Consider the following 23899-nt stretch of genomic DNA (forward strand, 5'->3'; position numbering starts at 1 on the left):
AGTATGTCACCGCAGAACGCTCCGACCGCGGTCTCGCGCAGACGGTGGACAGGGCGTGCATCCGCGTGTCTTGTGGAGCGATCCCGTGCTCCCGACGACGGGTCAGACCACGTCCTCCAGATAGTCCAAAGCGGGGACGTGACCGAACATGGCCGAGTTCCACGTCTCGGTCAACAGCTCGACGGCCTGCTCGGTCTGGGCCCACGGATAGCTGATCGGGATGCGCAGATACCGCTCGAACGCACCGTCGATGCCGAACCGCGGTCCCGCGACGATGACGAGCCCGTGGCCGCGAGCCGCGAGGGAGAGCTGGGAGGACGCCGCCTCGCCGAGGTTCACCCACGTGGCGATGCCGCCGTCGACGCGCGGCACCGTCCAGTCCGGCAGCCGTTCGGTCAGCAGGTCGACGAGACGATCGCGGGTCTCGCCGAGCGCCTGGCCACGTCGCGCGACGATGCCGTCCATCGCCGGCAGCAACTGCTGGACCGTCAGCTGGTCGAGGATCGGTGTGCCGAGGTCACCCAGCGACCGCGCCGAGACGAGCTTCCTGATCGTGCCCCGCTCAGCCCGGATCCACCCGATGCGCAGGCCGCCCCAGATCGTCTTGCCGACGGACCCGATCGTGACGATCGACGCCGGCGCACCAGCGAGCGCGGCGAACGGGGTGCCGTCCAGGCCCTCGCCCGTGGGCCGGTCGATGTCGAGTTCGGCCGTGGTCTCGTCGATGACGAGGACCGTCCCGTGGCGCTGGGCGGCCGCCGCGACGCGTCGGCGGGTCTCGAGCGGCATCGAGGCGCCGGTCGGGTTGTGGAAGTCGGGCATGAGGTAGGCCATGGCCGGACTGGTGCGCTCGAACCACTGCTCGAGTTCGCGGACGTCCCACCCGGTCTCGGACGAGACCGTGGCCGCGCCGAGCCTGGCTCCTGCCGCCCGGAGCGCCTCGTAGGCGTGCGGGTAGCTCGGCATCTCGACGAGCACGCGGTCGCCGCGACTCAGCAGGGTGCGGGCGATGAGCGCGATGGCGTGCTGCGCGCCGACGGTCACCATGATCTCGTCGGGGTCGGTGGGCAGGCCGCGAGCCGTGTAGCGGTCGGCGATCGCCTGCCGGAGCTCAGGCATGCCGACGAGGTCGTAGTCGAAGTCGTGCATGTAGCGCGGGAGCTCGGCGGCGGCGGCCTGGACCGCGTCGATGATCTCCGGGCACGGCGGCACGGCGGCCTTGCTGAAGTCGAGGAATCCGCCCTGCGGCACCGGGGCCAGCGAGACCGGCGCGGACGGCAGGAGGGTGACACTGCCCGAGCCGCGGATGCTGCGGAGATACCCCGCTTCCCGTAGCTCCCGGTAGGCGGCGGTCACCGTGGTGCGGCTCAACCCGAGCCGCTCGGCCAGCTCACGCTCGGCGGGGAGCCGGGTGCCGACGGGGATACGGCCGTCGAGGACGAGGAGGCGGATGCGGTCCGCGAGACCGCGGTATGCGGGCGCAGCGCTCTTCCACTGCCCGAGCAGGGCGGCGAGCGAGCGTGCGCTCAGGGTGATGGAGGCCATTGAACCACGATAGCCAGATTGGCCTCTAGCGCCAAAGCCAATCGTGGAATTGGATTGTCGACCATGACCCGTCGTGTGCTCCAACTCCTCATCGGCCTCTTCCTGTACGGCATCGCCATCGCCATGATCGTGCGCGGAGCTGTCGGCGTCGCCCCCTGGGACGTCCTCACCCAGGGGCTCAACCTGCGCACCGGCCTCACGTTCGGGCTCATCACGATCATCGTGGGCGGTGTCGTGCTCCTCGCCTGGATCCCGCTGAAGCAGCGCCCCGGTGTCGGCACCGTCCTCAACGTCCTCCTCGTCGGGCCCTCGGCCGACATCGGGCTGGCCCTCATCCCCGCCGACCTTGACCTCTGGGCGCGCATCCTCCTGTTCGCCGGCGGACTGCTGCTGCTCGGCGTCGCCTCCGGGCTCTACATCGGCGGCAACTTCGGCCCCGGCCCGCGCGACGGCCTCATGACCGGCATCCACCGGGTGACCGGGTGGCCCATCTGGGTCGGGCGCACCGGCGTCGAGGTCGTGGTCCTCGGCATCGGCTGGCTCCTCGGCGGCAACGTCGGCATCGGAACGGTGCTGTTCGCCGTCCTGATCGGCCCGATCTGCGGCTACACGATCCCGCTGTTCCGGATCGCGCCGAGCACCGGGCGCCCTGCCGCCGGCGAGGCGACGCTCGAGGGCGACACCCCGCCGTCGAAGCCGATCGTCGACTCCCCGGCGAACTAGCCCTTCGACAGGCTCAGGGACCGGGACGCGGACAGGCTCAGGGACCGGAGGTCCGGTCCCTGAGCCTGTCGACGGGTTCGATCAGCGTTTCGCCACCGCCACCGCACCCGTGTGGTCGTCGACACTCATGGTCGCCTCGTCGAACCGCGACCGACCGGCGAGGACCTCGACGACCTGCGCCCGGTCGACCTCCTTCACCCAGGTGCCGATGATGATCGTCGCGACCGCGTTGCCGGTGAAGTTCGTGAGGGCGCGTGCCTCCGACATGAAACGGTCGATCCCGACGATGAGGCCGACGCCGTCGACGAGGTCGGGACGGTTCGCCTGCAGGCCGCCGGCGAGGGTCGCGAGCCCGGCACCGGTGACGCCGGCCGCACCCTTCGACGCGATGATCATGAACGCGAGCAGCGAGATCTGCTCGCCGAGGTTCATCGGCACCCCCATGACGTCGGCGATGAAGATCGACGCCATCGTCAGGTAGATCGCGGTGCCGTCGAGGTTGAAGGAGTAGCCGGTCGGCACGGTGATGCCGACGACGGGCTTCGAGACGCCGAGGTGCTCCATCTTCGCGATGAGCCGTGGCAGGGCGGCCTCCGAGGAGGAGGTGCCGACGATGAGCAGGTACTCACGGCCGAGGTACTTCATGAGCGCGAAGATGTTGAACCCGGTGGCGAGCCGCAGGACGCCGCCGAGGACCACGACGATGAACACCGCACACGTGATGTAGAACGCGATCATGAGCGTCGCGAGCCCGACGAGCGCGCTGGCGCCGGCGGATCCGGTCACGGCGGCGATCGCACCGAAGGCCCCGATGGGCGCGATCCACATGATCATCGCGAGCACGCGGAACACGAGCGCCTGGATCAGCTTGATCCCGCGGAGGATCGGCTCACCCGTCGCGCCCATCTTCTGCAGGCCGAACCCGACGAGCAGGGCGACGAACAACACCTGGAGGATGTTGCCGCCGGTCAGCGACGACACGAGTGTGGTGGGGATGATGCCGAGGATGAACTCGGTGGTGCTCTTCGCCTCCCCCTCCACCTGGTAGCTCGTCTCAGCGAGGTTCAGACCGGCACCCGGCTGGATGAGGTTGCCGACGACGAGGCCGATTGCGAGGGCGAAGGTCGACATGACGATGAAGTACAGCATCGCGAGGCCGCCGACCTTGCCGACCGTCGCGGCCTTGGCGATGGAGCCGACGCCGATCACGATGGTGCAGAAGATGACCGGGGCGATCATCATCTTGATGAGGGCGACGAACGCGTCGCCGACCGGCTTCAGCCCCTTCGCGAACTCCGGCGCGGTGAGGCCGACGACGATGCCGGCGAGCACCGCGAGGATCACCGCGAGGTAGAGGTAGTGGGTCTTGTCCAGCCGTTTGAGGGAGGAGAGCGTCATTGCCATTCCGGATCCGTTTCGTCGGTGTCGCGTCAGTGCGGCAGCGGGTGGTCGAGTGGCCCCACTCTGCGACCGGTCCGCCGTCGCGCCCCGGTTGTGGTCGTAGTGACCGCTTGTGGTCGTACTGGTCGCCGACGACGGCCGCGGCCGAGCCGACACCCCGCGATACTGGGAGGGTCGACGCGACGGAGCAGACGGAGGTGGCACGATGGCCGGTCGGTCCATGAGCATCGCCTCACGCCTCTTCCTCGTGCAGCTGGTCGCGGTCGTCGCCATGACCCTCGTCGCCGGCGTCCTCCTCTGGTTCCAGGCCCGCACCGAGACGGAGGAACGCGCCGTCGCGAAGTGCCTCGACGTCGCGAACGGCATCGCCGACAACCCGTTCGTCGTCGCCCAGGTCACGACCCCGCGCCCCCAGGACACCCTGCAGCCCTACGCCGAGGCGCTCATGCGTGACACCGGCGTCGACTTCGTCACGATCATGGCTCCCGACCGCACCCGCTACACCCATCGGGAGCGCGAGCAGATCGGGAAGCCGTTCATCGGCACCATCGCCCCGGCACTCGAGGGGCGCACCTTCACCGAGACGTACACGGGCACCCTCGGCCCCTCGGTGCGGGCTGTCGCACCCATCCGGGACGGTGACGGCACCGTCGTGGCACTCGTCGCCGCCGGGGTCACCGTGAGCAACGTGTCCGAGACCTTCGAGACGCGGGTACCGTGGCTGCTCGGTACGGCCCTGCTCGTCCTCGTCGTGGGCGGCATCGCCTCCTGGATGCTCCGCCGATACCTGTCGCGGGTCACCGGTTCCCGTGGGCCGGAGGACCTGGCGCGCATGTTCGACTACTACGAGTCCGTGCTCCATTCCGTCCGCGAGGGACTCGTCCTCGTCGACCGCCACCGGCGCCTGGTGCTCGTCAACGACCAGGCCGCCGAGCTCCTCGGGCTCCCGCTCGGGGACCGCTCCCCCGGAGCGGTCCCGGTGGACGAGCTGCCGATCGACGCCGGCCTACGCGAGCTCCTCGGCAGCGGACGACAGGCGGTCGACGAGATCCACCTCACACCGGACCACGTGCTCGTGGTGAACCAGGAGTCGGCCGTCGGCCCGGACGACACCGGCGGCCCGCACCCGAGGGGCTGGGTGATGACGCTGCGCGACCACACCGAGATCGAACATCTGAGCGGCGAGCTGGCCTCGATGCGCACCATGAGCGACGCCCTGCGCTCGCAGACGCACGAGTTCGCGAACCGCCTGCACACGATCGTCTCGCTCATCGAACTGGATCGCCGCGACGAGGCGCTCGAACTCGCCGCCCAGGGTCTCGGCGCCAGCCAGCGCCTGACGGACCGGGTCCTCGCCGCCGAGCAGGAACCGGTGATCTCCGCCCTGCTCCTCGGGAAGACGGCGCAGGCCGCCGAGCAGGGGGTCGAGCTGCACCTGGAGAGCGACCCGGCGCTCGGACGGGTCCGTGTGGATCCGGCGGTCGTCGTCACGATCCTCGGGAACCTCATCGACAACGCCATCGACGCGGCGTCCGGCGAGCGCCCCTGGGTGGAGGTCTACCTCGGGCAGGGGCTGGCCGATCCGTCCGGCGCGGAGCAGACGTCCGGAACGGATGCGACGGAACTGGTGATCCAGGTGACCGACAGCGGTCCCGGGCTCGATCCCGAGGCGCTCGACCTCGCCTTCGTGCGCGGGTGGTCGACGAAGGAGCCCGGCCGGTACGGTCGCGGGTTCGGACTGGCGCTCGTCCGCCAGGCCGTGACCCGGCTCGGTGGCACCATCGAGGTCGTGCGCGAGCCGGCCTCGGCGTTCGTCGTGACGCTGCCGGCGGCCGTCGGCGTCCGGGACGAGGCGACGGCATGAGCGAGCCGATCCGCGTCCTGGTGGTCGAGGACGAACCCATCGCGCAGCAGGCCCACGCCGCCTACCTGCGTCGGGTGGACGGTTTCACCCTCGCCGGTGTCGCCGGGGATGCGGCCACCGCGATGCACCTGCTGCGGGCCGCGGACGCCCACCGTTCGCCTGACGACCGCGTCGACCTCGTCCTCCTCGACCTCAACCTGCCCGACGCGCACGGTCTGGAACTGTGCCGGCGCATCCGGACCGCGGGGATCGACGTCGACGTCATCGCCATCACGGCGGCGCGCGACCTGCGGATCGTGCGGGCGGCGGTGTCGGCCGGGGTCGTCCAGTACCTCATCAAGCCCTTCGCCTTCCCGGCGTTCGCCGACAAGCTCGAGGCGTACCGGACCTTCCGTCGCACGATGACCGCCGAGGGTGCCGTCGCGAGTCAGCACGAGGTCGACCTCACCCTCGCCACGCTGCGAGCGCCGTCGTCGCGGCCGCAACTGGCGAAGGGGCTGTCGGAGGACACCCTCCGGCTGGTGTCCGAGCTGCTGCGACAGGCGAACGATCCGTTGTCCGCCAGCGAGGCCGCCACCGCCGGTTCGCTCTCGCGGGTGACGGCGCGACGCTACCTCGAGTACCTCGCGGAGACCGGTGCGGTGGAACGCTCACCGCGGTACGGCACCCCGGGGCGACCGGAGCTCGAGTACCGCTGGCGCTGACGCGGCGCGGCCCCTGCCTCCGCCGCTCGGTGGAGTCGATCTCGTCCGACCGCTCCACCAGCCGACGGATGTCGGATGAGGGCGCGCTGCTTAGGCTCGGACCATGATCTCGAAGACGACCTCCTCACCCCGGTCCGCTCGACCCGCCCGCATCGACCCCATTTTCATGAGCGCGATGACCGGCGCCGGCGTGGGCCTCGGGTTCGCCATCGCCCTCGCCGTCGCCGCGATGCTCGACGTCCCCTTCGGGGTCCCGCTCGCGGTCGCCCTGCCCGGAGCGATGCTGCTCGCCGTCGGAGCAGCGATCCTCATCACCCGTCGGCGCAACCGGCTCGCCTGATCCCGGGCGGGTCGCGCAGGGAGTCGGTTAGCGTGGTGACCACCAGCGTGCCGACGACGGGAGACACGACATGACCCATCGCGACACCCGGGGACGTGCGGTGCGTTCCGCCATCACGATCGTGGTCCTCGCCGCCCTGTGCTCCGGCTGCGGGATCGGACGCCCGGCGGTGGAGCCGAACGCCGTCGACGACGCTCGACTCATGCGGCTCGCCTCCGATCCCCTGCTCGCCGGCGGCGTCGTGCAGGAGGCGCACGCACCCGACACCTCGGCGAACGTCACGGTGCAGCGCGGCAGCGTGACGGGCTCCGACGAGTGGGAGGCACCACTCGCCGACGACGGGACGGTCGTGCCGGGGGCGACCCTGGAGGAGGCCCGCTCCCTGCTCGCGACCGTCCGGGACGCCGGGTGGACACCCGTCGCCGTCTCCTGCTCCTTCGATCGCTCCGGCGAGCTCGGGGCGGCGCGCGTGTTCGCCGTGAAGGAGCTCGGTGACTTCACCGCAGCGTTCGAGTCGCACGTGTCCCTCCGACTGACCGACCGCGTGGCCTACGCGCCGTTCCACGATGAGGATGCGGATCCGTGGCGGCCGACCGCCCCCGTCGCGTCAGGCGACAGCTGCCTCGACACCGCGCCGGCTCCCGGCGAGGACGCCCCACCTCCGGAGAACGTCCCACTCCCCGACGAGCTGAACATCTCGCGCTGGTACTGAACGGCGGCGATCATGATCCGACTCGTCCGACGATGACCGCTGAGGTGCGGCTCATCGCCGGGGAGGTTCGCCATCCGGTTCGAAGAGGTCCTCGATGTGGATCCCGAACAGCGCCGCGAGGCGGAATGCGAGGGGCAGGCTGGGGTCGAATCGCCCTTTCTCGATCGAGATGACGGTCAGACGCGTGACGCCGACCAGTTCAGCCAGGTGGGCCTGCGACCAACCGGCGTCCTGACGACGTTCCCTGAGCGAGTTCTTCACGCCCGGACTGCACGCGTGCGGGCGATCGCGTACCGCGTGGCCGTCGAGGCGAAGGCGACGAGCAGGACGCCGAGCAGCACGAGCTGTGTCGGCAGTTCCGACCGCACGATCGAGATCGCCGCGAGCCCGAGCCCGACCGCCAGGACCACGTCGGTCGCCGTACCGGCGAGCGCCGTGTTCATCCAGGTCGCCTCCGCAGTCTCGGACGTGTGCGGCGAGGGCTGGCTCTTGGGGGCCACGGCGATGATCCAGCCCAGCATCACGCCGAACGGAAGGGCGGCGAGGGCGAAGACGATCCCCGAGAGACCGGCGGCGATCGGCGAGAGCGCCCAGGCCACCACCCCGGCGAGGGTCGAGACCGCCGCTCCGATCAGGACGGCGACGAACCAGCGAATCATCATGTTTCCTCCATGTATAGCGAACTATGCGTATAGCAAACTGTACATCACGAGTCGCGAACCCGAGACCACACACGGGAGACCGCAGACGCCGCGGTCGCGACCGCAGCCGATCCTAGGGTCGACTCAGGGTGATCCCGGAGGTTCCCGGGGTTGCCAGGCGATGGAACGCGATATATCGTGAGTTTCAGCTCAACGCGATATATCGCGTTCAATCGGAAGGAAGCGCACCATGGCACAGGAGAAGTGGATCATCGCCCCCGGCGAGAGCCGCATCATCGACCTCGAGCTCGTGAGGCGACTGAAGGTCGGCCTCATCGGCGGCCAGGTCGACATCATCGGGCACGACGAGCCCGGTGCGCGCATCGAGGTCGGCGCCGTCACCGGCAAGGACCTCAAGATCACCATCGACGGCGACGTCGCGGAGATCGACCACCCGCAGCTGCGCTGGGACAACTTCCTCGAGGTCTTCTCGAACTTCGGTGCGAACCGCGCCACCGCCCAGGTCAGCGTGCTCGTCCCGCGCGACATCGCCCTCACGCTCGGCGTCGTGAGCGCCGGTGCCCTCGTCTCCGGACTCGCTGCCGACGTGAAGCTCAACACCGTCTCGGGCGACCTCGTGGCCGACCGCATGACCGGACGCCTCGACCTCAACTCCGTGAGCGGTGAGGTCACCGTCCAGCACCACACCGGCCGCATCAACGCCCACACCGTGTCCGGCGACGTCACCGTTTCCGGCGACATCACCAGGGCGTCCGTCGACGGGGTGTCCTCCGACCTCCTCCTCGACATCCACGGCGCCGCGGAGCAGCTCGACCTGAACACCGTGAGCGGCGCGATCACGGTCCGCCTCGACGACGACCTCGCCGCGCGCTACACGGCGAACTCCGTCGGCGGCCGCCTCGCCATCGACGGCGTCGTCCTCAAGGGGCTGCGCGGCGGCGGCTACAGCTCGCACACCGGCGCCCTGTCCGGTCAGTTCGCCGAGGTGCGCCTCAACACCGTCGGCGGTGCGGTCACCGTGCTCCGTCGTGCGACGCCCGAGCCCGCCACGGCGACGGCCGGGAGCGAGGCCGGAGCATGAGCCCCGTCTTCGCGCACGGCAGTCTGCGCCTGTACCTGCTGAGCCTCCTCGAGGAGTCGCCAAAGCACGGATACGAGCTCATCCAGGCACTCACGGACCGCAGCGGCGGCACCTACAGTCCGAGCGCCGGCACCATCTACCCCCGCCTCGCGAAACTCGAGGAGGAGGGCCTCGTCACCAAGACGAGCGACGGCCGCAAGACCGTCTACGAGATCACCGAGGCCGGCCGTGCGGAACTCGCGGCACGCGCCGGCGAACTCGACGGCATCGAGGACCAGCTCACCGACTCCGTGCGCCGGATCGCCGACGAGGTCCGGAGCGGGGTGACGGCGGCCATGAAGAGCCTCCGCGCCGATCTCGCCTCCGCGGCGCGTGAGGCGAAGCAGTCGTCGAAGCCCGGGCCGAGCTGGACGACCGCTTCCGAGGAGAGTGCGGACCAGAAGGTGCAGGGCCGCCTGGCGCTCCACGAGACGGACGTGTCGATCAACGAGTTCCGGCAGGCGGTCCGTGCTGAGCTCCGCGAACACGTCGCACGCGGTGGTGTCCTCGACGAGGCGACCGTCTCCGCCCTCCGCGCCGACCTCGTCGCCGTCCGCGACCGCCTGCAGGAGCGACTCCGCAGCTCCTGACGATCGACGGACGACGAAGCGCCCGCCTCCACATCGGGAGGCGGGCGCTTCGTCGTCCTCGCGTCAGCGCGCGGCGCCGGCGAGCGAGCCCGTGGTCGCGGCGGTGTCGAAGATCACGCAGGTGACGAGCCGGTCGTCCATCTCTTCCCAGCTGCCCTTCGTCGGGGTGTAGTAGTTGAACTCGAGCGTGGAGTCCTCGTAGGCGATCCCGGTGAACGGCTGGAACTGCGCGGAGCAGCCGTCGTCGGCCTGCTGCGTGACCGCCTCGTCACCCGGCCATTCGTCGCCGGTCAGGGTGACCTCGCCGTACACCTCGTACTGGTGGGGCTCGGAGCACGGCACGGTGGGTACCTCGGAGACCTCCTCCGAGGACGACTCGTCGTTCAGGCAGTCGCCGATGGAGAGCGTGAAGACGTCGGTGGTGCCGCCTCCGACGATCTCGCCGGACTGCGCGTCGCGGGTCTCGGCCGGCTTCGGGAGGATGCCCTCGACGACACTGCAGCCGGAGAGCATGAGGGCCGCGGCCAGGGCGGCGATCGCGAGCGGGAGGAGACGACGGCGAGTGGTCACGATGAAGGTCCTTGCGGTGGGTGGTCGATCACGGGCGGCGCTCCCGGCTCACAGCCAGGCAACAGCCGTCGTTCAGGATATTGGTCGGCCATCCTGGCCCGCCACTCCCCCGCTCGATGAACACTGCGTCACGGTCGGGTGACGATGCCTGTCCATCCAGCTCATCTCCGCTTGACTCCCCTTGGCGAAGGAGTAATATCGCCGCTCGTGACAACTGAGGGTCGAGAGCCCGGGACAGAACCACGATCAGCAAAACGCTGGTTGATCGGGGACCCGCTGCCGACCGACAACCTGGAGGGCCAGCTCCTCCCCAAGCGCCTCGCGCTGCCGATCTTCGCGAGCGACGCGCTGTCGAGTGTCGCTTACGCTCCGCAGGAACTCCTCATGATCCTGACCCTCGGCGGGCTCGCGTTCCTGAGCTTCGCGCCCTGGGTCGCCGCGTGCGTCGTGATCCTGCTGGTCGTGGTCGTCGCGAGCTACCGACAGCTCATCAAGGCGTACCCCTCGGGCGGTGGCGACTACGAGGTCGCGCACCGCAACCTCGGCGAGAAGGCCGGCCTCGTCGTCGCCTCGGCATTGCTCGTCGACTACGTCCTGACGGTCGCCGTGTCGGTCGCCTCCGGCGTCGACAACATCATCTCCGCGATCCCCGGGCTGAACCCGTGGCGCGTGGAACTCGCCGTCGGCTTCGTGCTCGTGCTCATGGCCGTGAACCTCCGTGGTGTCCGCGAGTCCAGCAAGGCCTTCGCGATCCCCACCTACTTCTTCATCGCGAGCGTGCTCGTGATGATCGTCGCCGGGCTCGCGCGCACCTTCCTCGGTGACGCACCGGTCGCGTCGAGCGCGGAGTTCACGGTGCAGGGCGAGAGCCTCACGCAGGCCGCGTTCATCCTGCTCCTCCTCCGCGCCTTCTCCTCCGGCTGCTCCGCGCTCACCGGCGTCGAGGCGGTCTCGAACGGCGTCCCCGCGTTCCGACGCCCGCAGATCAAGAACGCGCAGAAGACCCTCGTCCTCATGGGCGGCGCAGCCATCGTGCTGTTCGTCGGACTCACCGCCCTCGCGCTCATCTCCCGCGTGCACTACGCCGAGAACGCCTGCCACCTCGAAGGCTTCGCGAACTGCGCCACCACGCCGCAGCCGAGTCTCATGGCGCAGGTCGCGACCGCCGTGTTCGGCGCGAACAGCATCCCGTTCTTCCTCATCCAGGCGGCGACCGCCTGCGTCCTCCTCCTCGCCGCGAACACCGCGTTCAACGGGTTCCCGCTCCTCGGCTCCGTCCTCGCGCGTGACTCCTACGCCCCCAAGTCGCTCAACACCCGCGGCGACCGCCTCGTGTTCTCGAACGGCATGATCATCCTCGGGCTCGCGGCCTGCGCGATCCTCGTGGTCTACCAGGCCAACCTCACGCAGCTCATCCAGCTGTACATCATCGGCGTCTTCGTCTCGTTCACCCTCGGGCAGACCGGCATGGTGAAGCACTGGCTGCGCATGCTCCGGGAGGGCTGCGACAACCGGGGCTCCGTCTACCGCGGCCTCGCGATCAACGCGTTCGGCGCACTCCTCACCGCGAGCGTCCTCATCGTCGTCACGATCACGAAGTTCACCCACGGCGCGTGGCTCGTCTTCGTGCTCATGCCGATCCTCTTCGTGCTCATGCTGGGCGTCAACCGCTACTACCGCGACGTCGAGAAGGAGGTCGAGGTCGACCCGACCACCACCTTCGGAGCGACGGGCGACCACGCGATCGTCCTCGTCGGCAAGATGCAGAAGCCGATCCTCAAAGCGCTCGACTACGCGATCGCGGCCAAGCACGACAGCCTCGAGGCCGTGCACATCTCGGTCGACCCCGAGTCCACGAAGCTGCTCGAGCAGCAGTGGATCGAGCAGAACATCCACGTGCCGCTCGTCATCCTCGAGTCGCCGTACCGCGAGTTCGCCATGCCGCTCGCGAAGTACATCAAGGCCCACCGCGCGGAGCACGGCTCCGAGGTCGTCACCGTTTACATGCCGCAGTACATCGTCGGCCACTGGTGGGAGAGCCTCCTCCACAACCGGCGGGCTTCGCGGATCCGCAACCAGATCATGCTCGTGCACGGCGTCACCGTGGCGCTCGTCCCGTGGTTGCTCGACTCCTCGGAGCTCATCTACGGCCGCCGGTCCCGTCCGCTGCCCGGACAGGAGCGACGCGGCGAGATCGTGCGCGTGAAGAAGCCGATCGAGCGGAAGCCGCACATCGACCGCAACACGGGCCGCACCAGGACCTGAGGCGCGCCCGATGCCGGGCGTCATCGGTCGGGGCGGCTGTCGGGATCACGACGGTAGCCCGTCGGTGTCAGCCCGAGCACCCGGCGGAAGTCCGAGGTCAGGTGCGCGTGGTCGGCGTAGCCGAGGTCCGCGGCGACCTGGGCGATCGTGACGTCGGTATCGTCTCGGAGCCGCTGCGCCGCCTCCTGCAGTCGATAGCGCCGGATGATCGTCAGGGGCGGCAGCCCGACGGACCGCTGCGCGAGCCGCTGGACGGCGCGGACGCCGACCCCGAGGCGCTCCGCGAGCTGCTCGACCCTGACGATGTCGCGATCACCCGCCACGACCTCCTCCATCCGGTTGGCGAGCACGCCTTCGGGGTCGTCGCCTGAGGCGAACCGGTCGGCGCACCAGACCCGGCAGGCGCGAACCGCGCCGCTGCGGGCGGCGTCGCGGTCCGGATCGGCCATCGCCGCCACCACGTCGCGGAGGAGCGACGGCGCTGCGAACGGCACCTCGACGTCGCGGAGCACCCCGGGATCGTCGACCAGGGTCATGAGCGCCGCCGGCCGCAACAGCATGCCGACCGCCCAGCCGGTCCCCGTGAGATCGCGATGGGACGCGCTCGTGGTCGGGCCGGCGAGCGTCACCGCATCCGGCCCGACGACGAGGTTCGATGCGGGGAACGGCAGCAGCTCCTGGCGGGAGGTGCGCCCCGGCGCGAGTCGCCACTCCGGGATCCAGAACCACCGGACGAGGCCGGAGAGCTCGGCCGGCGCCTCGACCCGGTGGAAGGTCGGCAACCGGGCCGGATAGAGCACGCCGCGGGGATCGATGGACGCCTCGGTGTCGTCGATACCGGACATGTGGCCCTCTCGTCGCGAATCTTCAAGCCACCCGGTGTTCCGGGTCCGTACCGTCGCAGCATGAGCGAATCCACTGCATCGAAGACCGGGATCACCGGCGACCACACCACCGCCGGAGTGCCCAACGGCTCGACGAGCCTGACCCCGTTCCTCGTGGTGGCTCGCGCCGCCGAGGCGATCGAATTCTACCGAGCGGTCCTCGGGGCGCGACTGGTGGACGCCACCGAGATGGGCGGCGTCGTCGTGCACGCCGAACTCGACCTCGGCGACGGACGCCTCCAACTCGGGGAGCCGAACCCGGAGTACGGCTTGATCCCCGCGCCCGGCGGCGAGTCCGACTGCTACTCCCTGGGCTTCTACTGCGAGGACGTGGACGCGGTGGTCGCGACGGCGACGGCAGCCGGTGCGACGATCAGGGAGCCCGCCACGGACTTCGTCTCCGGTGACCGCTTCGCCTCGATCCGCGATCCGTTCGGCGTCCGCTGGTCGATCATGTCCCGCGTCGAGGACCTCTCCGAGGAGGAGAGCGCCCGACGCGTGGCCGACTGGGCGGCACAGGCCGCGTCCGGTCGGAGCTGACAGACTGAGGGCATGTTCACCTGGGGTCTCTCGCTGCTCTTCCTCGCGGCCGTGTTCGGCACCCTCTCGATGGCGCGACTCATCGCGGCGAACCCCGACTCCCCCCTGCCGATGTGGCAGGGGCGGCCGCAGCGGCTCCCCCAGTTCACGATCATCCTGCGCGGACTCTCCGGCGGCCTCGGCGTGTTCGGCGTGTTCCTCCTGTGGTCGGAGATCGGGTTCTGGAGCATCCTGCTGCTCGTCGTCGCCCTCGGTATCCCGATCGTGCTCAACGTCCGGCACAACCGCCGGTTCGAGTGACGGGTGTCGCTCAGGCGACGAGCGAACCGACCCAGTAGCCGAGCAGGGCGGCGAGCACCGCGACGACCAGCATGCCGAGCGCGTTCACGACGCCCGCCCGTTTGCGCCCGTCCTGGAGCAGCCGGACCGTCTCGATGCTCGCGGTGCTGAACGTCGTGTAGCCGCCGAGCAGTCCACCGCCGAGGACGAGGCGCCAGCCGTCGTCGACGACCCCGCCGAGGGCGAGCGCGGTCACGAACCCGAGGAGCAGCGATCCGGTGACGTTGATCACCGCGGTGCCCCATGGCGCCGCACCGCCGAACCGTGACCGGATGACGCCGTCGACCACGAGCCTGGCCGCCGCACCGACGCCGCCGGCCGCGGCGATCCCGAGGAACAGCAGCGGGGTCATGCGAGGTCACCGCCGTCAGGCGCCGGTCCGGCTGTCGTGCCCCGACCACGGACCCGTCGGGCGAGGGCGATCCCGAGCGTGCTCGCGAGGACTCCGAGCACCACGCTGCCGACCGCGTACAGGCCACCGACGACCGGTCGGCCGTCGAGCAGCAGGAGCCCGCTGTCGGCTGCAAGAGCGCTGTAGGTCGTGAACCCGCCGAGGACGCCGGTTCCGAGGAACAACCGGAGGTCGCGTCGCCGACCGACGTCGGGACCGCGCAGGAGCAGCGTCTCGAGCAGGACGCCGAGGAGGAACGCTCCGACGATGTTGATGCCGAGGATCGCGACGGGGACACCGTCTACCGGTGGAACGGCGAGCGAGATCGCCTCACGCGCGCCCGTGCCGATGGCACCGCCCAGCGCGACCATCGCGATGACGGCCGGTCTGAGATGCGGTGGGCGTGGGGTCGCCGCGCCTGCGGTCACTGCGGTTCGCCCAGGGACGCGTCCCACAGCGGGTCCGCGGAAGAGCTCGGGGCGAGCGGGACGACGATCACCGGCCGAGCCTGGCGATGCGCGAGCGCGGCGGCCACGGAACCGGTGAGGAACTCCAGGATCCCCTTCCGCAGCCCGCGTTCCCGGGTACCGACGATGATCGCCCGGGCAGCGACCGAGTCCGCAAGTCGCCCGAGGGCTCGCGCCGGATCACCGGCCAGCTGGGTCAGCTCCCACGGCACCCCGGCGGGGTCGAGCAGGCGGTGCGCCGTGCTCTCGATTTCGGGGTCGCCGAGCTCCGGCTCGAAATCGTGGAGATCGGCGTCGAAGGGCATCGACGTGACCGATCCGTCGGCGTTCTCGACGACCACGAACCGGCTCGCGTCGACGTGGGCCAGCAGGAGCCGACAGCCGAACGCCTGCGCGAACGAGGCCGCCTCGAGCAGCACGGCGTCGGGCTGGTGCGGCGTGACACCCACGACGATCGCCGTGCCCTGCTGCGGGGAACTCACGACGTCACTCGCCCTTGGCGCGCTTCGCCGCCGCCTTGGCCGCCTGCTTGGCAGCTCGGACCTGCGCGAGCGACTCCGGGTCGACGATGTCGGCGACGGAACGCAGACTGCCATCCTCGCCGTAGGGTTCCGACGCCTCGCGCCAGCCGTCGGCGCTCAGGCGGTAGCGCTTGCCGAGGAGCGCGAGGAAGATCCGCGCCTTCTGGTCACCGAAACCCGGCAGGGCCAGCAGGCGCGTGAGGACCTCCTGACCGTCCGGTCCGCCTCGGGTCCAGATCGCTTCGGCGTCGCCGTCCCACTGCTCGACGATCGCGGAGCACAGCTGCTGCACGCGCTTCGCCATCGAACCGGGGAAGCGGTGGACGGCCGGACTCGTCGAGAACACCTTGGCGAATGCCTCGGGATCGGTCTGCGCGATGCTCGCCGCGTCGAAGGAGCCGAGACGGTCGCGGATCTTCAGCGGGCCGGCGAAGGCCGTCTCCATCGGGACCTGCTGATCGAGGAGCATGCCGATGAGGAGGGCGAGCGGATCCGAGGACAGCAGTCGGTCGGCGTCCTGGTCTCCCGTGATGTGCAGGGTTCCGGTCATGCCACCATCGTCCCACCAGTCGTCGCGCAGGCCCACCCCCGACGCGGCACGCCGTGCAGGCCGCCCGCCGCGCGGGTCCTCCCGCACGAGCGCTCCGGCCACGGGCAGCATGGTAAGCTGAACGCTAGTCTTTATCGTTCCCTGGTAGGCGAAAGCCCCGGACGCCCCGCAAGCGCGGCCGGTCAGAAAATCATGAGGGGGTCTCGCATGGGTCGTGGCCGTCAAAAGGCAAAGCACACGAAGATCGCTCGTGAGCTCAAGTCGTTCAGCCCGGACGTGAACTACAACGCGCTCGAGCGCGAGCTCACGGGACACTCCGCCGACGGCCCGAACACGGGTGTCGACGAGAGCTACGACGACGAGATCGCGAAGTGGGCTGAGTACGCCGACAAGTATGCCGACGGCGAGGCGAAGGGCGCGTAGTCGCGTCCTTCCCGTCCGTCGAGCGGCGTCCGTCGCCGGAGCCGCCACCCGCAGCTGAGGGGTTTCTCCGACGACCCCGCGCAAATGGAGTTCTGACGAGGCGGAGACTAGCCTGGACGGATGAACACCGACGAGCTCCGTAGTGCCGCCAAGAAGCGCCTGAAGGCGCAACACGATTTCAAGCAGTTCCTCGCCGTCTGGGGTGCGGTCTCCGTCCTCCTCGTCGTCATCTGGCTCCTCACTGGCGCCTGGGGCTACTTCTGGCCGATCTGGCCGATCTTCGTGATGGGCATCGCGGTCCTGTTCGTCGGTCTCGACGCCTACGGGCCGTCGAAGCACATCACCGAGGACGCGATCGACGCCGAGGTCGCCCGTCTGGTCGACCGTCAGCAGCAGCGTGCCGCAGCACGTGCGGCCGCCGCCCAGCCCACGTACGAGCAGGGCCAGCAGTACACCGGTGGCCAGACCACCGCCTACGACCCCTCCGTCTACCAGAACGGGCAGACCGGCCAGGCGCCCGTCTACGACCCGACGCAGTACCAGCGCCAGACGGGCTCGTACGACACCGCACAGTACCAGACCGGCCCGACAGCCGGATACGGCGCCCAGCCGTCGCCCGAATCGGCGACCCAGGCCTACACCGGCACCCAGCAGTACGGCACGCAGGAGCAGCCGTCGCCTGAGACCACCGCCGCTGCCGTTCCGACTCCGCCACGGACCACCGAGCCGACGCCGACCGAGCAGTTCGCCGCCGTCTTCTCCGGCACCGGCCTGCCGACCGCAACGGACCACGCGCCGAGCGAACCGGCCGAATCCATCGTCCTCGAGTCCACGGCCACCGGCGACACGGAGACGGTGACGGCGGCCGCCGACGAGACGCAGGCACGACTGGACGGCGAGACGCCGGCCGAGCACGTGTCCACCGAGGGCACCGCCGACGGCGCGACCGACCGGGCGACGACGTCCGCAGCTGCGGCCCCCGCCGCAACGGTCAGTGCACCGCGGAAGACGACGACGCGCTCGACGACACCGCGGAAGCCCGCCGCCAAGGCGACGACGGCCGCCGGCACCACGGTCCGGAAGACGAGCTCGACCCGCGCCTCCACCGGCGCCGCCGCACCGAAGGCGACCGGGGCGAAGGCTCCGGCCACGAAGGCCGCCGGTGCGACGGGGACGAAGCGGGCCACGTCCGCCTCCGCCACGGACGGCACGCCGAAGGCCCCGGCGGCCAAGGCTCCGGCCAAGCCGCGCACGACGAAGCCGAAGGTCACGCCGACCGAGGCTCCGACGACGGCCACCGAGCCGGGCACGGCCGAGTAACACCCGCGACACGACGACGGCGCGCGATCCCCTCGGGGACCGCGCGCCGTCGTCGTTCAGGTGCGGAAGGTCAGGCGCTCAGGAGAGCTGCGACCGCTCGACCCACTCGAGGTACTCCTCGGAGACGGTGCCCGTCACGTACTCACCGGTGAAGCAGCTCATCTCCAGGTCGCTGATGCCGGACCCCTCGAGGATCGCGGCCTTCATGTCGGCGACCTCCTGGTAGATGAGGTTGTCGGCGCCCAGCTCACGCGCGATGTCGGGGATCTTCTTCCCGTGCGCGACGAGTTCCTGCCGGGACGGCATGTTGATGCCGTACACGTGCGGGTACCGGACGGGTGGGGCAGCGGAGGTGAACGTCACCTTGTTGGCGCCGGCGAGCCGGGCCATGTCGACGATCTCCTTCGAGGTGGTCCCGCGGACGATCGAGTCGTCCACGATGAGGATGTTCTTGCCCTTGAACTCCGACCCCATCGCGTTGAGCTTCTGGCGCACGCTCTTCTTGCGCTGGGCCTGGCCCGGCATGATGAAGGTGCGACCGACGTACCGGTTCTTGTAGAAGCCCTCGCGGTACTCGATGCCGAGCTTCTGCGCCACCTGCATGGCCGCGGGCCGCGAGGAGTCGGGGATCGGCATGACCACGTCGATGTCGCCCATCGGCGTGTACTCGGCGATCGTGTCGGCGAGCCGGTTGCCGAGCCGCAGCCGTGCCTCGTAGACCGAGATGCCGTTCATGACGGAGTCGGGCCGCGCGAGGTAGACGTACTCGAAGGAACACGGGACAAGGCGCGGGTTCTTGGCGCACTGGCGGGAGTAGAGCTCGCCGGAGGCGGTGATGAAGACGGCCTCACCCGGGGCGATCTCGCGCACGGTCTCGTAGCCGCCGGCCTCGAGGACGAGCGACTCCGAGGCGACGACCCAGTCGTTCCCGACCAAACCCGTCTGGCGCTTCCCGAGGATGAGGGGTCGGATGCCGAACGGGTCGCGGAAGGCGAGCAGCCCGTGGCCGGCGATGAGGGCGATCGTCGCGTAGGAGCCCTCGACGCGCTCGTGGACGTTCTCCACGGCGTTGAACACCTGGTCGGGGTCGAGGTCGAGACCGCTGATCTGCCCCTGCAGCTCCGTCGCGAGGACGTTGAGGAGGAGTTCGGTGTCGCTCGTGGAGTTCACGTGACGGCGGTCGACGTGGAACAGGTCCTTGCTGAGCTCACGCGTGTTCGTGAGGTTGCCGTTGTGGATGAGCGTGATGCCGTAGGGCGCGTTCACGTAGAACGGCTGCGCCTCGCTCTCGTTGGCGGCGTCGCCCTTCGTCGCGTAGCGCACGTGCCCGAGCCCCATGTTGCCGAGCAGCGAGCGCATGTCGCGGGTGCGGAAGGCCTCCCGCACCTGCCCCTTCGCCTTCACCATGTGGAAGGTGCTGCCGTCGGCGGTGGCGATGCCGGTGGAGTCCTGACCGCGGTGCTGCAGGAGCAGGAGGCTGTCGTAGACCTGCTGGTTGGCAGGCTCGGTTGAGACGATGCCGACGATGCCGCACATGCGTGGGGACTCCTTGTGGTTCGTGCTGGGCGAGTGACGGAACGGAGGGAAGCGGGAACGTGCGGCGGTGGCGTCAGTCGCGGTAGGCGCCGACGAGGCGGACGGCGCCGCCGTCGACCCCCTTCGCGCCCTGCTCGAAGCCGGTGAGGTCGTGGGTGGCGGCGTCCGCGCCGAGGTGCACGGTGCCGACCTGCCAGGTCGCGATGCCGTCGGCCTCGAGCGCCGCGGTGATGTCGGCCGCCAGGGCGGGCGACACGACGGCGAAGAACCCGACACCGAGGTTCCAGGTGCCTTCGCTCGACTCCAGCGTGGAGCCGGCGAGGTCGCTCAGCGTGCGGAACACGGGCGCCGGGCTCCAGGTGGAGCGGTCGACCTCGGCCCAGGAGCCCTTCGGGAGGACGCGTGCGAGGTTCGCGGCGATGCCGCCGCCCGTGACGTGGCTGAGCGAGTGCACACCGCCGGCGAACGCGGGGGCGTCGAGCAGGCGCAGGAGCGGGAGGGTGTAGAGGCGCGTCGGTTCGAGGAGGGCTTCACCGAAGGTGGTGCCGAGCTCGTCGCTGTGGTCGCCGTAGCCGACGCCCGCCTGGGCGAGGATGTGGCGGACGAGGGAGAAGCCGTTCGAGTGCAGACCGGAGGACGCGAGGGCGAGGATGACGTCGCCGTCCTCCACCCGGTGCTCACCGAGGATCGCATCCGCTTCGACGGCTCCGGTGCAGGCGCCCGCGACGTCGTAGTCGTCGACCCCGAGGAGCCCGGGGTGCTCGGCCGTCTCGCCACCGATGAGTGCGGTCCCGGTGTCGGAGCAGGCGCGGGCGATGCCCGACACGATCGAGGCGATGCGCTCGGGGTGCACCTTGCCGCAGGCGATGTAGTCGGTCATGAAGAGCGGCTTCGCGCCCACCACGACGATGTCGTCGACGACCATGCCGACGAGGTCCTGACCAATGGTGTCGTGCTTGTCGATCGCCTGCGCGATCGCGACCTTCGTGCCGACGCCGTCGGTGGACGTCGCGAGCAGCGGGCGACGGAAGGACGTGAGCGCCGACGCGTCGAAGAGGCCGGCGAAGCCACCGAACCCACCGAACACCTCGGGGCCGTGCGTCTTGGCGACGGCCGCCTTCATGAGGTCGACGGCGCGGTCACCGGCTGCGGTGTCGACACCGGCTTCCCGATAGGTGGTGGATGAGGTCATGACCGTCCTGAACCTTCTGCGGTGGGTGGATTCGGGGGGCCGGACTCACCTGGCTCGGCACTCGCGGAACCGGTCGGCTCCGCGTCTGCCGCGGGGGTTCCGGCTGGATGCACGTCAACTCTATCCGCTCGGACGATCCGCGTCCGTCGGGCCATCGAGCGGTCGATGAGCAGGCCGATCCCGAGGGCGGCGGCACCGAAGACCACGATGCACACGAGCAACAGGAAGCCGAAGACCTGGGTGAGCGAGTAGTCGGGGCTCGTCGGGAACGCGAAGGTGAGCACGAGGGCCGCGATGATCCCCACGAAGGCCCCGATGACGAGGAACCGCCAGTAGCGGGGCGAGCGGCGGACGGCGACGGACCCCGAGGAGTACACGGTCGCGACCTCGGTGTCGGTGGCGGATTCGGAGGGGAGCTGAGCTTCCGGCGCTGGCTGCCCGGTGGCATCTGTCATGACTCCATTCTCCCCCACGATCCCGACCACCGTGAACCGATGGTGAACGCAGGCCGACATCCGTCGCCGACTACGATCGAGCGGTGGACACGATCGAGACGGCCGGGGCGATCCCGTCCGACGACGGGTCCGAACGGGACCTGCTCGCGGCGGTCGACGCCGCAGCGCGAGACGCCGGGTTCACCCTGGAACCTGAGCAGCTCGAGGTGGTGCGTCGGCTGGCGGCGCTGCCGATCGGCGGGGACGAGCCCGCCCACCTGTACCTCTGGGGCGCGGCCGGTCGCGGGAAGACCTGGCTGCTCGACGCGTTCTTCGCCGCCCTGCCGACGCCGCGGAGACGACGGGTCCACTTCCACTCCTTCTTCCGCGGGCTGCACGCCTCGATCCATCGGCTCCGCACCGAGGCCGCCGACGCCGCCCGCGCGACGGGTGAGCCTGGCGCCGGCTCCCGCGCGGCCGCCGGGGCGGTCGTGAACGCGGTCGAACAGGCCGTCGACGAGCTGCTCGACGATGTCGAGGTCGTGCTCTTCGACGAGTTCCACGTGCACGATCCGGGTGACGGCATGCTCATGATCCGACTCCTCGAGGCACTCTTCGCTCGGCAGGTGACCCTGCTGACGAGTTCGAACTTCCGGCCGCAGGACCTCCTGCCCGATCCGGTGTACCACCACCTCTTCGAGCCGGGCATCGCGATGATCGAGGCGAACATGACGGTGGTGGAGCTCGCGGGGTCGACGGACCACCGTCGTTCCTCACCGATCCTGCGACGCGACGGCTTCGCCCGGGGCAGCTGGTCCGTCGCCGGCGAGGCCGCGGACGCCCACCTCGCCGCCCTCGGGCTCAACCGTCCCGGGCCCGACGAGGCGACGACGCTCGCGATCAGCGGGCACACCTTCCACGCGGCCGCCGCAGGCGACGGCACCGTCTGGTTCACCGGCGCGGAGCTCCTCGAGCGTCCGACCTCCGTCGGTGACTACCTCGCCTGGGCGGCGGACTACGACCGGTGGGTGCTCGACGCCCTCCCGGCGTCCCACGAGCTCACCCGTGAGGCTCGCGCCCGGTTCGTCCACCTCGTGGACGCCCTCTGCGACCTCGGCGTCGAACTGCACGTCGTCGCGGCGACCGACCGGGAGACCTTCATCGCCGCTCCCGGTCTCGGCCGGGGCGGCTTCGCCCGCGACGCGGTCCGGACGCGCAGTCGGCTCGCCCTGCTCCGTGAGATCGGCTGACCGCCCCTCGCCCGCGGGCGAGCACGCGACGGACTACTTGCGGCTGTGCTCCAGCGATCCGGCGCGCATGGCGGCCTCGTCGTTCAGGTCGACGCGGGAGGCGACGTAGTAGCTGCTCCACTTCGCCGCGTGGTACGCGGGGTTCATGACGAACCAGTACGCACGGCGCTTCCAGCCGTACTGCCGGTCGCGGACGATCCGCTTCGCGTCGCGCAGGGCACCGAACACCGTGTACGCCACCTGGCGGAACCGGCTCACCCGGGTGACGGGCTTGCCGATCCGGCGGAGCGCCGTCGTCTCGTCGAAGATGCGCTTGCGGTACTCGTCGAGCGTGAGGTCGTTGGAGTGGATCACCCACCCGCGCGGCGCGTACGCCTTCCGCAGGCCCGCCGCGATGATGTCGGCACCGAACGCCATGTCCTCCGAGTACGGCAGGTCGCGGTAGGGGATGTCGCCGAGCAGGAGGTCGCGCCGTGTGGCCGAGTTGACGTCGGAGTAGAACGCCAGGGCATCGAGCAGGCCGCCGTTCCCGTCGGCGAAGCCGTCGTTCGCGAAGACCGTCGTCCCGAAGTCGGGCCCGAAGTTGTTGAAGACGTCGGTGATCTCGTACTTCAGCAGCGGGAAGCAGGTCGGGCGGGCGACCTGCTTGCCCATGACCGCGACGACGTCCAGGCCGTCGGGATCGAGCGGCGCGGTGAGCTCGTGCAGCCACCGCGAGTCGCCGGGGATCGCGTCGTGCGTCAGGTAGGCGACGACCTTGCCACGGGCGAGCCGGGCCGCGAGCTGCCGCGTCCGGCCGTGACCGAACTCGCTGTTCGGGATGACGTGCAGGCGGACGTCCGGGTGCGCGGCGACGATGTCGAGGGTGCGGTCGGTCGAACCGGAGTCGATCACCAGGGTCTCGAAGGTGCCGTCGTACTCCTGCCCCTCGATCGCGGTGAGGATCTGCTCGAGGTACATCTCGCCGTTGTACGTGGGGATGACGATCGTGGCGTCGAGCGTCGTCTCCTCGACGGCGTCGAGGGGATCGTGGGCGCCGTGGGGCTCGGCGTCGTCGGGACGGCTCGTCGCGGGGTCGATGTTGGAGGTCACCGCACCAATGTACCCGGACGCCGCCGCAGCCGGCCCGGGTTGGAGCCGCGTCGGTCGGCGGTCGGCGGCAGGGCTCAGCGCGGCAGGAGCAGGGGCACGAGACCGGAGAGGTCAGCCCGTTGCCCCGAGGCGTGGACCGTCCCTCCGGCCATCGCCGTCGCCCAGTCGATGCGGCCGGAGGCGAGGGCGAGCCAGGTGGACGCGTCCATCTCCACGACGTTCGGCGGTGTTCCCCGGGTGTGCCGCGGGCCCTCGATGCACTGCACCGCTCCGAACGGCGGCACCCGTACCTCGACGGTGTTGCCCGGCGCCCGTTCGACGAGGAGCTCCAGCAGGTATCGCACCGCGGTCGCCGTGTCGGTGCGCGCCACCGGACCGTCACCGAGCGCCTGCTCGAGCGCGGCACGGCCGACGGCGTCCGTGATCCTGGGTCTGACCATGCATCCGAGGCTAGGGCATTGCGC

General features: G+C 70.2%; 28 protein-coding genes. 13 read left to right on the plus strand and 15 right to left on the minus strand.

Annotated elements, in window-relative coordinates; genetic code table 11:
* Nucleotides 1–102: 102 nt before the first annotated feature.
* On the minus strand, nucleotides 103–1545 hold the full coding sequence (gene yczR, locus QRN27_RS05090; protein WP_285040973.1) for a MocR-like transcription factor YczR: 1443 nt from the start codon (nucleotides 1543–1545) through the stop codon (nucleotides 103–105).
* A 63-nt stretch (nucleotides 1546–1608) separates the two neighbouring features.
* On the opposite strand from yczR, the gene yczE reads away from it, so the two are divergent.
* Nucleotides 1609–2268, plus strand: a complete 660-nt coding sequence (yczE, locus tag QRN27_RS05095; protein WP_285040974.1) for a membrane protein YczE — start codon at nucleotides 1609–1611, stop codon at nucleotides 2266–2268.
* An 81-nt stretch (nucleotides 2269–2349) separates the two neighbouring features.
* Here the strand turns inward: yczE and QRN27_RS05100 are convergent, their stop codons facing one another.
* Nucleotides 2350–3672: a cation:dicarboxylate symporter family transporter gene (locus tag QRN27_RS05100; protein ID WP_285040975.1), complete on the minus strand. Its 1323-nt coding sequence runs from the start codon at nucleotides 3670–3672 to the stop codon at nucleotides 2350–2352.
* Nucleotides 3673–3889: 217 nt separating this feature from the next.
* On the opposite strand from QRN27_RS05100, the gene QRN27_RS05105 reads away from it, so the two are divergent.
* From QRN27_RS05105 to QRN27_RS05120, 4 genes are all read left to right on the plus strand, one after another.
* Nucleotides 3890–5533: a sensor histidine kinase gene (locus tag QRN27_RS05105; RefSeq protein ID WP_285040976.1), complete on the plus strand. Its 1644-nt coding sequence runs from the start codon at nucleotides 3890–3892 to the stop codon at nucleotides 5531–5533.
* Entirely contained in the window at nucleotides 5530–6237 is a 708-nt protein-coding gene (locus QRN27_RS05110; RefSeq protein WP_285040977.1) for a response regulator, read from the plus strand. The genes QRN27_RS05105 and QRN27_RS05110 overlap by 4 nt, the downstream gene beginning before the upstream one ends.
* 103 nt (nucleotides 6238–6340) lie before the next feature.
* Nucleotides 6341–6577: a hypothetical protein gene (locus tag QRN27_RS05115; RefSeq protein ID WP_285040978.1), complete on the plus strand. Its 237-nt coding sequence runs from the start codon at nucleotides 6341–6343 to the stop codon at nucleotides 6575–6577.
* A 70-nt stretch (nucleotides 6578–6647) separates the two neighbouring features.
* Entirely contained in the window at nucleotides 6648–7289 is a 642-nt protein-coding gene (locus QRN27_RS05120) for a hypothetical protein (RefSeq protein WP_285040979.1), read from the plus strand.
* Nucleotides 7290–7340: 51 nt separating this feature from the next.
* On the opposite strand, the gene QRN27_RS05125 is transcribed toward QRN27_RS05120, so the two are convergent.
* Both QRN27_RS05125 and QRN27_RS05130 read right to left on the minus strand, forming a co-directional pair.
* Nucleotides 7341–7550: a helix-turn-helix transcriptional regulator gene (locus QRN27_RS05125; RefSeq protein WP_056008674.1), complete on the minus strand. Its 210-nt coding sequence runs from the start codon at nucleotides 7548–7550 to the stop codon at nucleotides 7341–7343.
* Complete coding sequence (locus QRN27_RS05130; protein ID WP_056008676.1) at nucleotides 7547–7951, minus strand: hypothetical protein; 405 nt, start codon at nucleotides 7949–7951, stop codon at nucleotides 7547–7549. The genes QRN27_RS05125 and QRN27_RS05130 overlap by 4 nt, the downstream gene beginning before the upstream one ends.
* Nucleotides 7952–8180: 229 nt before the next feature.
* Between QRN27_RS05130 and QRN27_RS05135 the strand changes: the two genes are divergently transcribed.
* Together QRN27_RS05135 and QRN27_RS05140 are read left to right on the plus strand one after the other, a co-directional pair.
* Nucleotides 8181–9032, plus strand: a complete 852-nt coding sequence (locus QRN27_RS05135) for a DUF4097 family beta strand repeat-containing protein (RefSeq protein WP_285040980.1) — start codon at nucleotides 8181–8183, stop codon at nucleotides 9030–9032.
* Entirely contained in the window at nucleotides 9029–9661 is a 633-nt protein-coding gene (locus QRN27_RS05140) for a PadR family transcriptional regulator (protein ID WP_285040981.1), read from the plus strand. The genes QRN27_RS05135 and QRN27_RS05140 overlap by 4 nt, the downstream gene beginning before the upstream one ends.
* Nucleotides 9662–9724: 63 nt before the next feature.
* On the opposite strand, the gene QRN27_RS05145 is transcribed toward QRN27_RS05140, so the two are convergent.
* A complete protein-coding gene (locus QRN27_RS05145; RefSeq protein WP_285040982.1) occupies nucleotides 9725–10231 on the minus strand; it encodes a septum formation family protein in 507 nt (168 codons plus the stop codon).
* 261 nt (nucleotides 10232–10492) lie between these two features.
* Here QRN27_RS05145 and QRN27_RS05150 point away from each other — a divergent pair, with 261 nt between their 5' ends.
* On the plus strand, nucleotides 10493–12496 hold the full coding sequence (locus tag QRN27_RS05150; RefSeq protein ID WP_502929469.1) for an APC family permease: 2004 nt from the start codon (nucleotides 10493–10495) through the stop codon (nucleotides 12494–12496).
* A 20-nt stretch (nucleotides 12497–12516) separates the two neighbouring features.
* Here QRN27_RS05150 and QRN27_RS05155 read toward each other — a convergent pair whose 3' ends face one another.
* On the minus strand, nucleotides 12517–13341 hold the full coding sequence (locus QRN27_RS05155) for an AraC family transcriptional regulator (RefSeq protein WP_285040984.1): 825 nt from the start codon (nucleotides 13339–13341) through the stop codon (nucleotides 12517–12519).
* Between the two features lie 60 nt (nucleotides 13342–13401).
* Here QRN27_RS05155 and QRN27_RS05160 point away from each other — a divergent pair, with 60 nt between their 5' ends.
* Together QRN27_RS05160 and QRN27_RS05165 are read left to right on the plus strand one after the other, a co-directional pair.
* Nucleotides 13402–13920: a VOC family protein gene (locus QRN27_RS05160; RefSeq protein ID WP_285040985.1), complete on the plus strand. Its 519-nt coding sequence runs from the start codon at nucleotides 13402–13404 to the stop codon at nucleotides 13918–13920.
* Nucleotides 13921–13932: 12 nt separating this feature from the next.
* Nucleotides 13933–14220, plus strand: coding sequence for a hypothetical protein (locus tag QRN27_RS05165; RefSeq protein WP_285040986.1), 288 nt, complete (start codon nucleotides 13933–13935; stop codon nucleotides 14218–14220).
* A 10-nt stretch (nucleotides 14221–14230) separates the two neighbouring features.
* Here QRN27_RS05165 and crcB read toward each other — a convergent pair whose 3' ends face one another.
* The 4 genes from crcB to QRN27_RS05185 are packed head-to-tail and all read right to left on the minus strand — an operon-like array spanning nucleotide 14231 to nucleotide 16188.
* A complete protein-coding gene (gene crcB, locus QRN27_RS05170; RefSeq protein WP_285040987.1) occupies nucleotides 14231–14611 on the minus strand; it encodes a fluoride efflux transporter CrcB in 381 nt (126 codons plus the stop codon).
* On the minus strand, nucleotides 14608–15078 hold the full coding sequence (locus QRN27_RS05175) for a fluoride efflux transporter FluC (protein ID WP_350224088.1): 471 nt from the start codon (nucleotides 15076–15078) through the stop codon (nucleotides 14608–14610). The genes crcB and QRN27_RS05175 overlap by 4 nt, the downstream gene beginning before the upstream one ends.
* Nucleotides 15075–15599 carry a universal stress protein gene (locus QRN27_RS05180; protein WP_285040988.1) on the minus strand — a complete coding sequence of 175 codons (525 nt, stop codon included), beginning with the start codon at nucleotides 15597–15599 and terminating at the stop codon, nucleotides 15075–15077. The genes QRN27_RS05175 and QRN27_RS05180 overlap by 4 nt, the downstream gene beginning before the upstream one ends.
* A 4-nt stretch (nucleotides 15600–15603) precedes the next feature.
* Nucleotides 15604–16188 (minus strand): HhH-GPD-type base excision DNA repair protein, encoded by a 585-nt coding sequence (locus QRN27_RS05185; RefSeq protein WP_285040989.1) that lies wholly within the window; start codon nucleotides 16186–16188, stop codon nucleotides 15604–15606.
* A gap of 207 nt (nucleotides 16189–16395) precedes the next feature.
* Here QRN27_RS05185 and QRN27_RS05190 point away from each other — a divergent pair, with 207 nt between their 5' ends.
* Complete coding sequence (locus tag QRN27_RS05190; protein WP_056008702.1) at nucleotides 16396–16611, plus strand: DUF3073 domain-containing protein; 216 nt, start codon at nucleotides 16396–16398, stop codon at nucleotides 16609–16611.
* Nucleotides 16612–16731: 120 nt separating this feature from the next.
* Complete coding sequence (locus tag QRN27_RS05195) at nucleotides 16732–17931, plus strand: 2TM domain-containing protein (protein WP_285040990.1); 1200 nt, start codon at nucleotides 16732–16734, stop codon at nucleotides 17929–17931.
* Between the two features lie 78 nt (nucleotides 17932–18009).
* Here QRN27_RS05195 and purF read toward each other — a convergent pair whose 3' ends face one another.
* From purF to QRN27_RS05210, 3 genes are all read right to left on the minus strand, one after another.
* Entirely contained in the window at nucleotides 18010–19467 is a 1458-nt protein-coding gene (gene purF / locus QRN27_RS05200) for an amidophosphoribosyltransferase (protein ID WP_056008709.1), read from the minus strand.
* Between the two features lie 73 nt (nucleotides 19468–19540).
* Nucleotides 19541–20659 (minus strand): phosphoribosylformylglycinamidine cyclo-ligase, encoded by a 1119-nt coding sequence (purM, locus tag QRN27_RS05205; RefSeq protein WP_285040991.1) that lies wholly within the window; start codon nucleotides 20657–20659, stop codon nucleotides 19541–19543.
* Complete coding sequence (locus QRN27_RS05210; RefSeq protein ID WP_194669116.1) at nucleotides 20656–21114, minus strand: hypothetical protein; 459 nt, start codon at nucleotides 21112–21114, stop codon at nucleotides 20656–20658. Before QRN27_RS05210 ends, purM begins: the two co-directional genes overlap by 4 nt.
* A gap of 83 nt (nucleotides 21115–21197) precedes the next feature.
* Between QRN27_RS05210 and zapE the strand changes: the two genes are divergently transcribed.
* A complete protein-coding gene (gene zapE / locus QRN27_RS05215; protein ID WP_285040992.1) occupies nucleotides 21198–22343 on the plus strand; it encodes a cell division protein ZapE in 1146 nt (381 codons plus the stop codon).
* 33 nt (nucleotides 22344–22376) lie between these two features.
* On the opposite strand, the gene QRN27_RS05220 is transcribed toward zapE, so the two are convergent.
* Together QRN27_RS05220 and QRN27_RS05225 are read right to left on the minus strand one after the other, a co-directional pair.
* Complete coding sequence (locus tag QRN27_RS05220) at nucleotides 22377–23435, minus strand: glycosyltransferase family 2 protein (RefSeq protein ID WP_285040993.1); 1059 nt, start codon at nucleotides 23433–23435, stop codon at nucleotides 22377–22379.
* A gap of 74 nt (nucleotides 23436–23509) precedes the next feature.
* Entirely contained in the window at nucleotides 23510–23875 is a 366-nt protein-coding gene (locus QRN27_RS05225; RefSeq protein ID WP_194669114.1) for a sterol carrier family protein, read from the minus strand.
* Nucleotides 23876–23899 lie beyond the last annotated feature (24 nt).

Source organism: Plantibacter sp. LMC-P-059a (genome assembly GCF_030209505.1).
In the GTDB taxonomy this organism is placed as follows: domain Bacteria; phylum Actinomycetota; class Actinomycetes; order Actinomycetales; family Microbacteriaceae; genus Plantibacter.

What these genes read in the sequence shown, in the direction of transcription:
- yczR (WP_285040973.1), bottom strand. Translation starts at nt 1,545, where the DNA reads ATGGCCTCCATCACCCTGAGCGCACGCTCGCTCGCCGCCCTGCTCGGG.
- yczE (WP_285040974.1), top strand. Translation starts at nt 1,609, where the DNA reads ATGACCCGTCGTGTGCTCCAACTCCTCATCGGCCTCTTCCTGTACGGC.
- QRN27_RS05100 (WP_285040975.1), bottom strand. Translation starts at nt 3,672, where the DNA reads ATGGCAATGACGCTCTCCTCCCTCAAACGGCTGGACAAGACCCACTAC.
- QRN27_RS05105 (WP_285040976.1), top strand. Translation starts at nt 3,890, where the DNA reads ATGAGCATCGCCTCACGCCTCTTCCTCGTGCAGCTGGTCGCGGTCGTC.
- QRN27_RS05110 (WP_285040977.1), top strand. Translation starts at nt 5,530, where the DNA reads ATGAGCGAGCCGATCCGCGTCCTGGTGGTCGAGGACGAACCCATCGCG.
- QRN27_RS05115 (WP_285040978.1), top strand. Translation starts at nt 6,341, where the DNA reads ATGATCTCGAAGACGACCTCCTCACCCCGGTCCGCTCGACCCGCCCGC.
- QRN27_RS05120 (WP_285040979.1), top strand. Translation starts at nt 6,648, where the DNA reads ATGACCCATCGCGACACCCGGGGACGTGCGGTGCGTTCCGCCATCACG.
- QRN27_RS05130 (WP_056008676.1), bottom strand. Translation starts at nt 7,951, where the DNA reads ATGATGATTCGCTGGTTCGTCGCCGTCCTGATCGGAGCGGCGGTCTCG.
- QRN27_RS05135 (WP_285040980.1), top strand. Translation starts at nt 8,181, where the DNA reads ATGGCACAGGAGAAGTGGATCATCGCCCCCGGCGAGAGCCGCATCATC.
- QRN27_RS05140 (WP_285040981.1), top strand. Translation starts at nt 9,029, where the DNA reads ATGAGCCCCGTCTTCGCGCACGGCAGTCTGCGCCTGTACCTGCTGAGC.
- QRN27_RS05155 (WP_285040984.1), bottom strand. Translation starts at nt 13,341, where the DNA reads ATGTCCGGTATCGACGACACCGAGGCGTCCATCGATCCCCGCGGCGTG.
- QRN27_RS05160 (WP_285040985.1), top strand. Translation starts at nt 13,402, where the DNA reads ATGAGCGAATCCACTGCATCGAAGACCGGGATCACCGGCGACCACACC.
- QRN27_RS05165 (WP_285040986.1), top strand. Translation starts at nt 13,933, where the DNA reads ATGTTCACCTGGGGTCTCTCGCTGCTCTTCCTCGCGGCCGTGTTCGGC.
- crcB (WP_285040987.1), bottom strand. Translation starts at nt 14,611, where the DNA reads ATGACCCCGCTGCTGTTCCTCGGGATCGCCGCGGCCGGCGGCGTCGGT.
- QRN27_RS05185 (WP_285040989.1), bottom strand. Translation starts at nt 16,188, where the DNA reads ATGACCGGAACCCTGCACATCACGGGAGACCAGGACGCCGACCGACTG.
- QRN27_RS05190 (WP_056008702.1), top strand. Translation starts at nt 16,396, where the DNA reads ATGGGTCGTGGCCGTCAAAAGGCAAAGCACACGAAGATCGCTCGTGAG.
- QRN27_RS05195 (WP_285040990.1), top strand. Translation starts at nt 16,732, where the DNA reads ATGAACACCGACGAGCTCCGTAGTGCCGCCAAGAAGCGCCTGAAGGCG.
- purF (WP_056008709.1), bottom strand. Translation starts at nt 19,467, where the DNA reads ATGTGCGGCATCGTCGGCATCGTCTCAACCGAGCCTGCCAACCAGCAG.
- purM (WP_285040991.1), bottom strand. Translation starts at nt 20,659, where the DNA reads ATGACCTCATCCACCACCTATCGGGAAGCCGGTGTCGACACCGCAGCC.
- QRN27_RS05210 (WP_194669116.1), bottom strand. Translation starts at nt 21,114, where the DNA reads ATGACAGATGCCACCGGGCAGCCAGCGCCGGAAGCTCAGCTCCCCTCC.
- QRN27_RS05225 (WP_194669114.1), bottom strand. Translation starts at nt 23,875, where the DNA reads ATGGTCAGACCCAGGATCACGGACGCCGTCGGCCGTGCCGCGCTCGAG.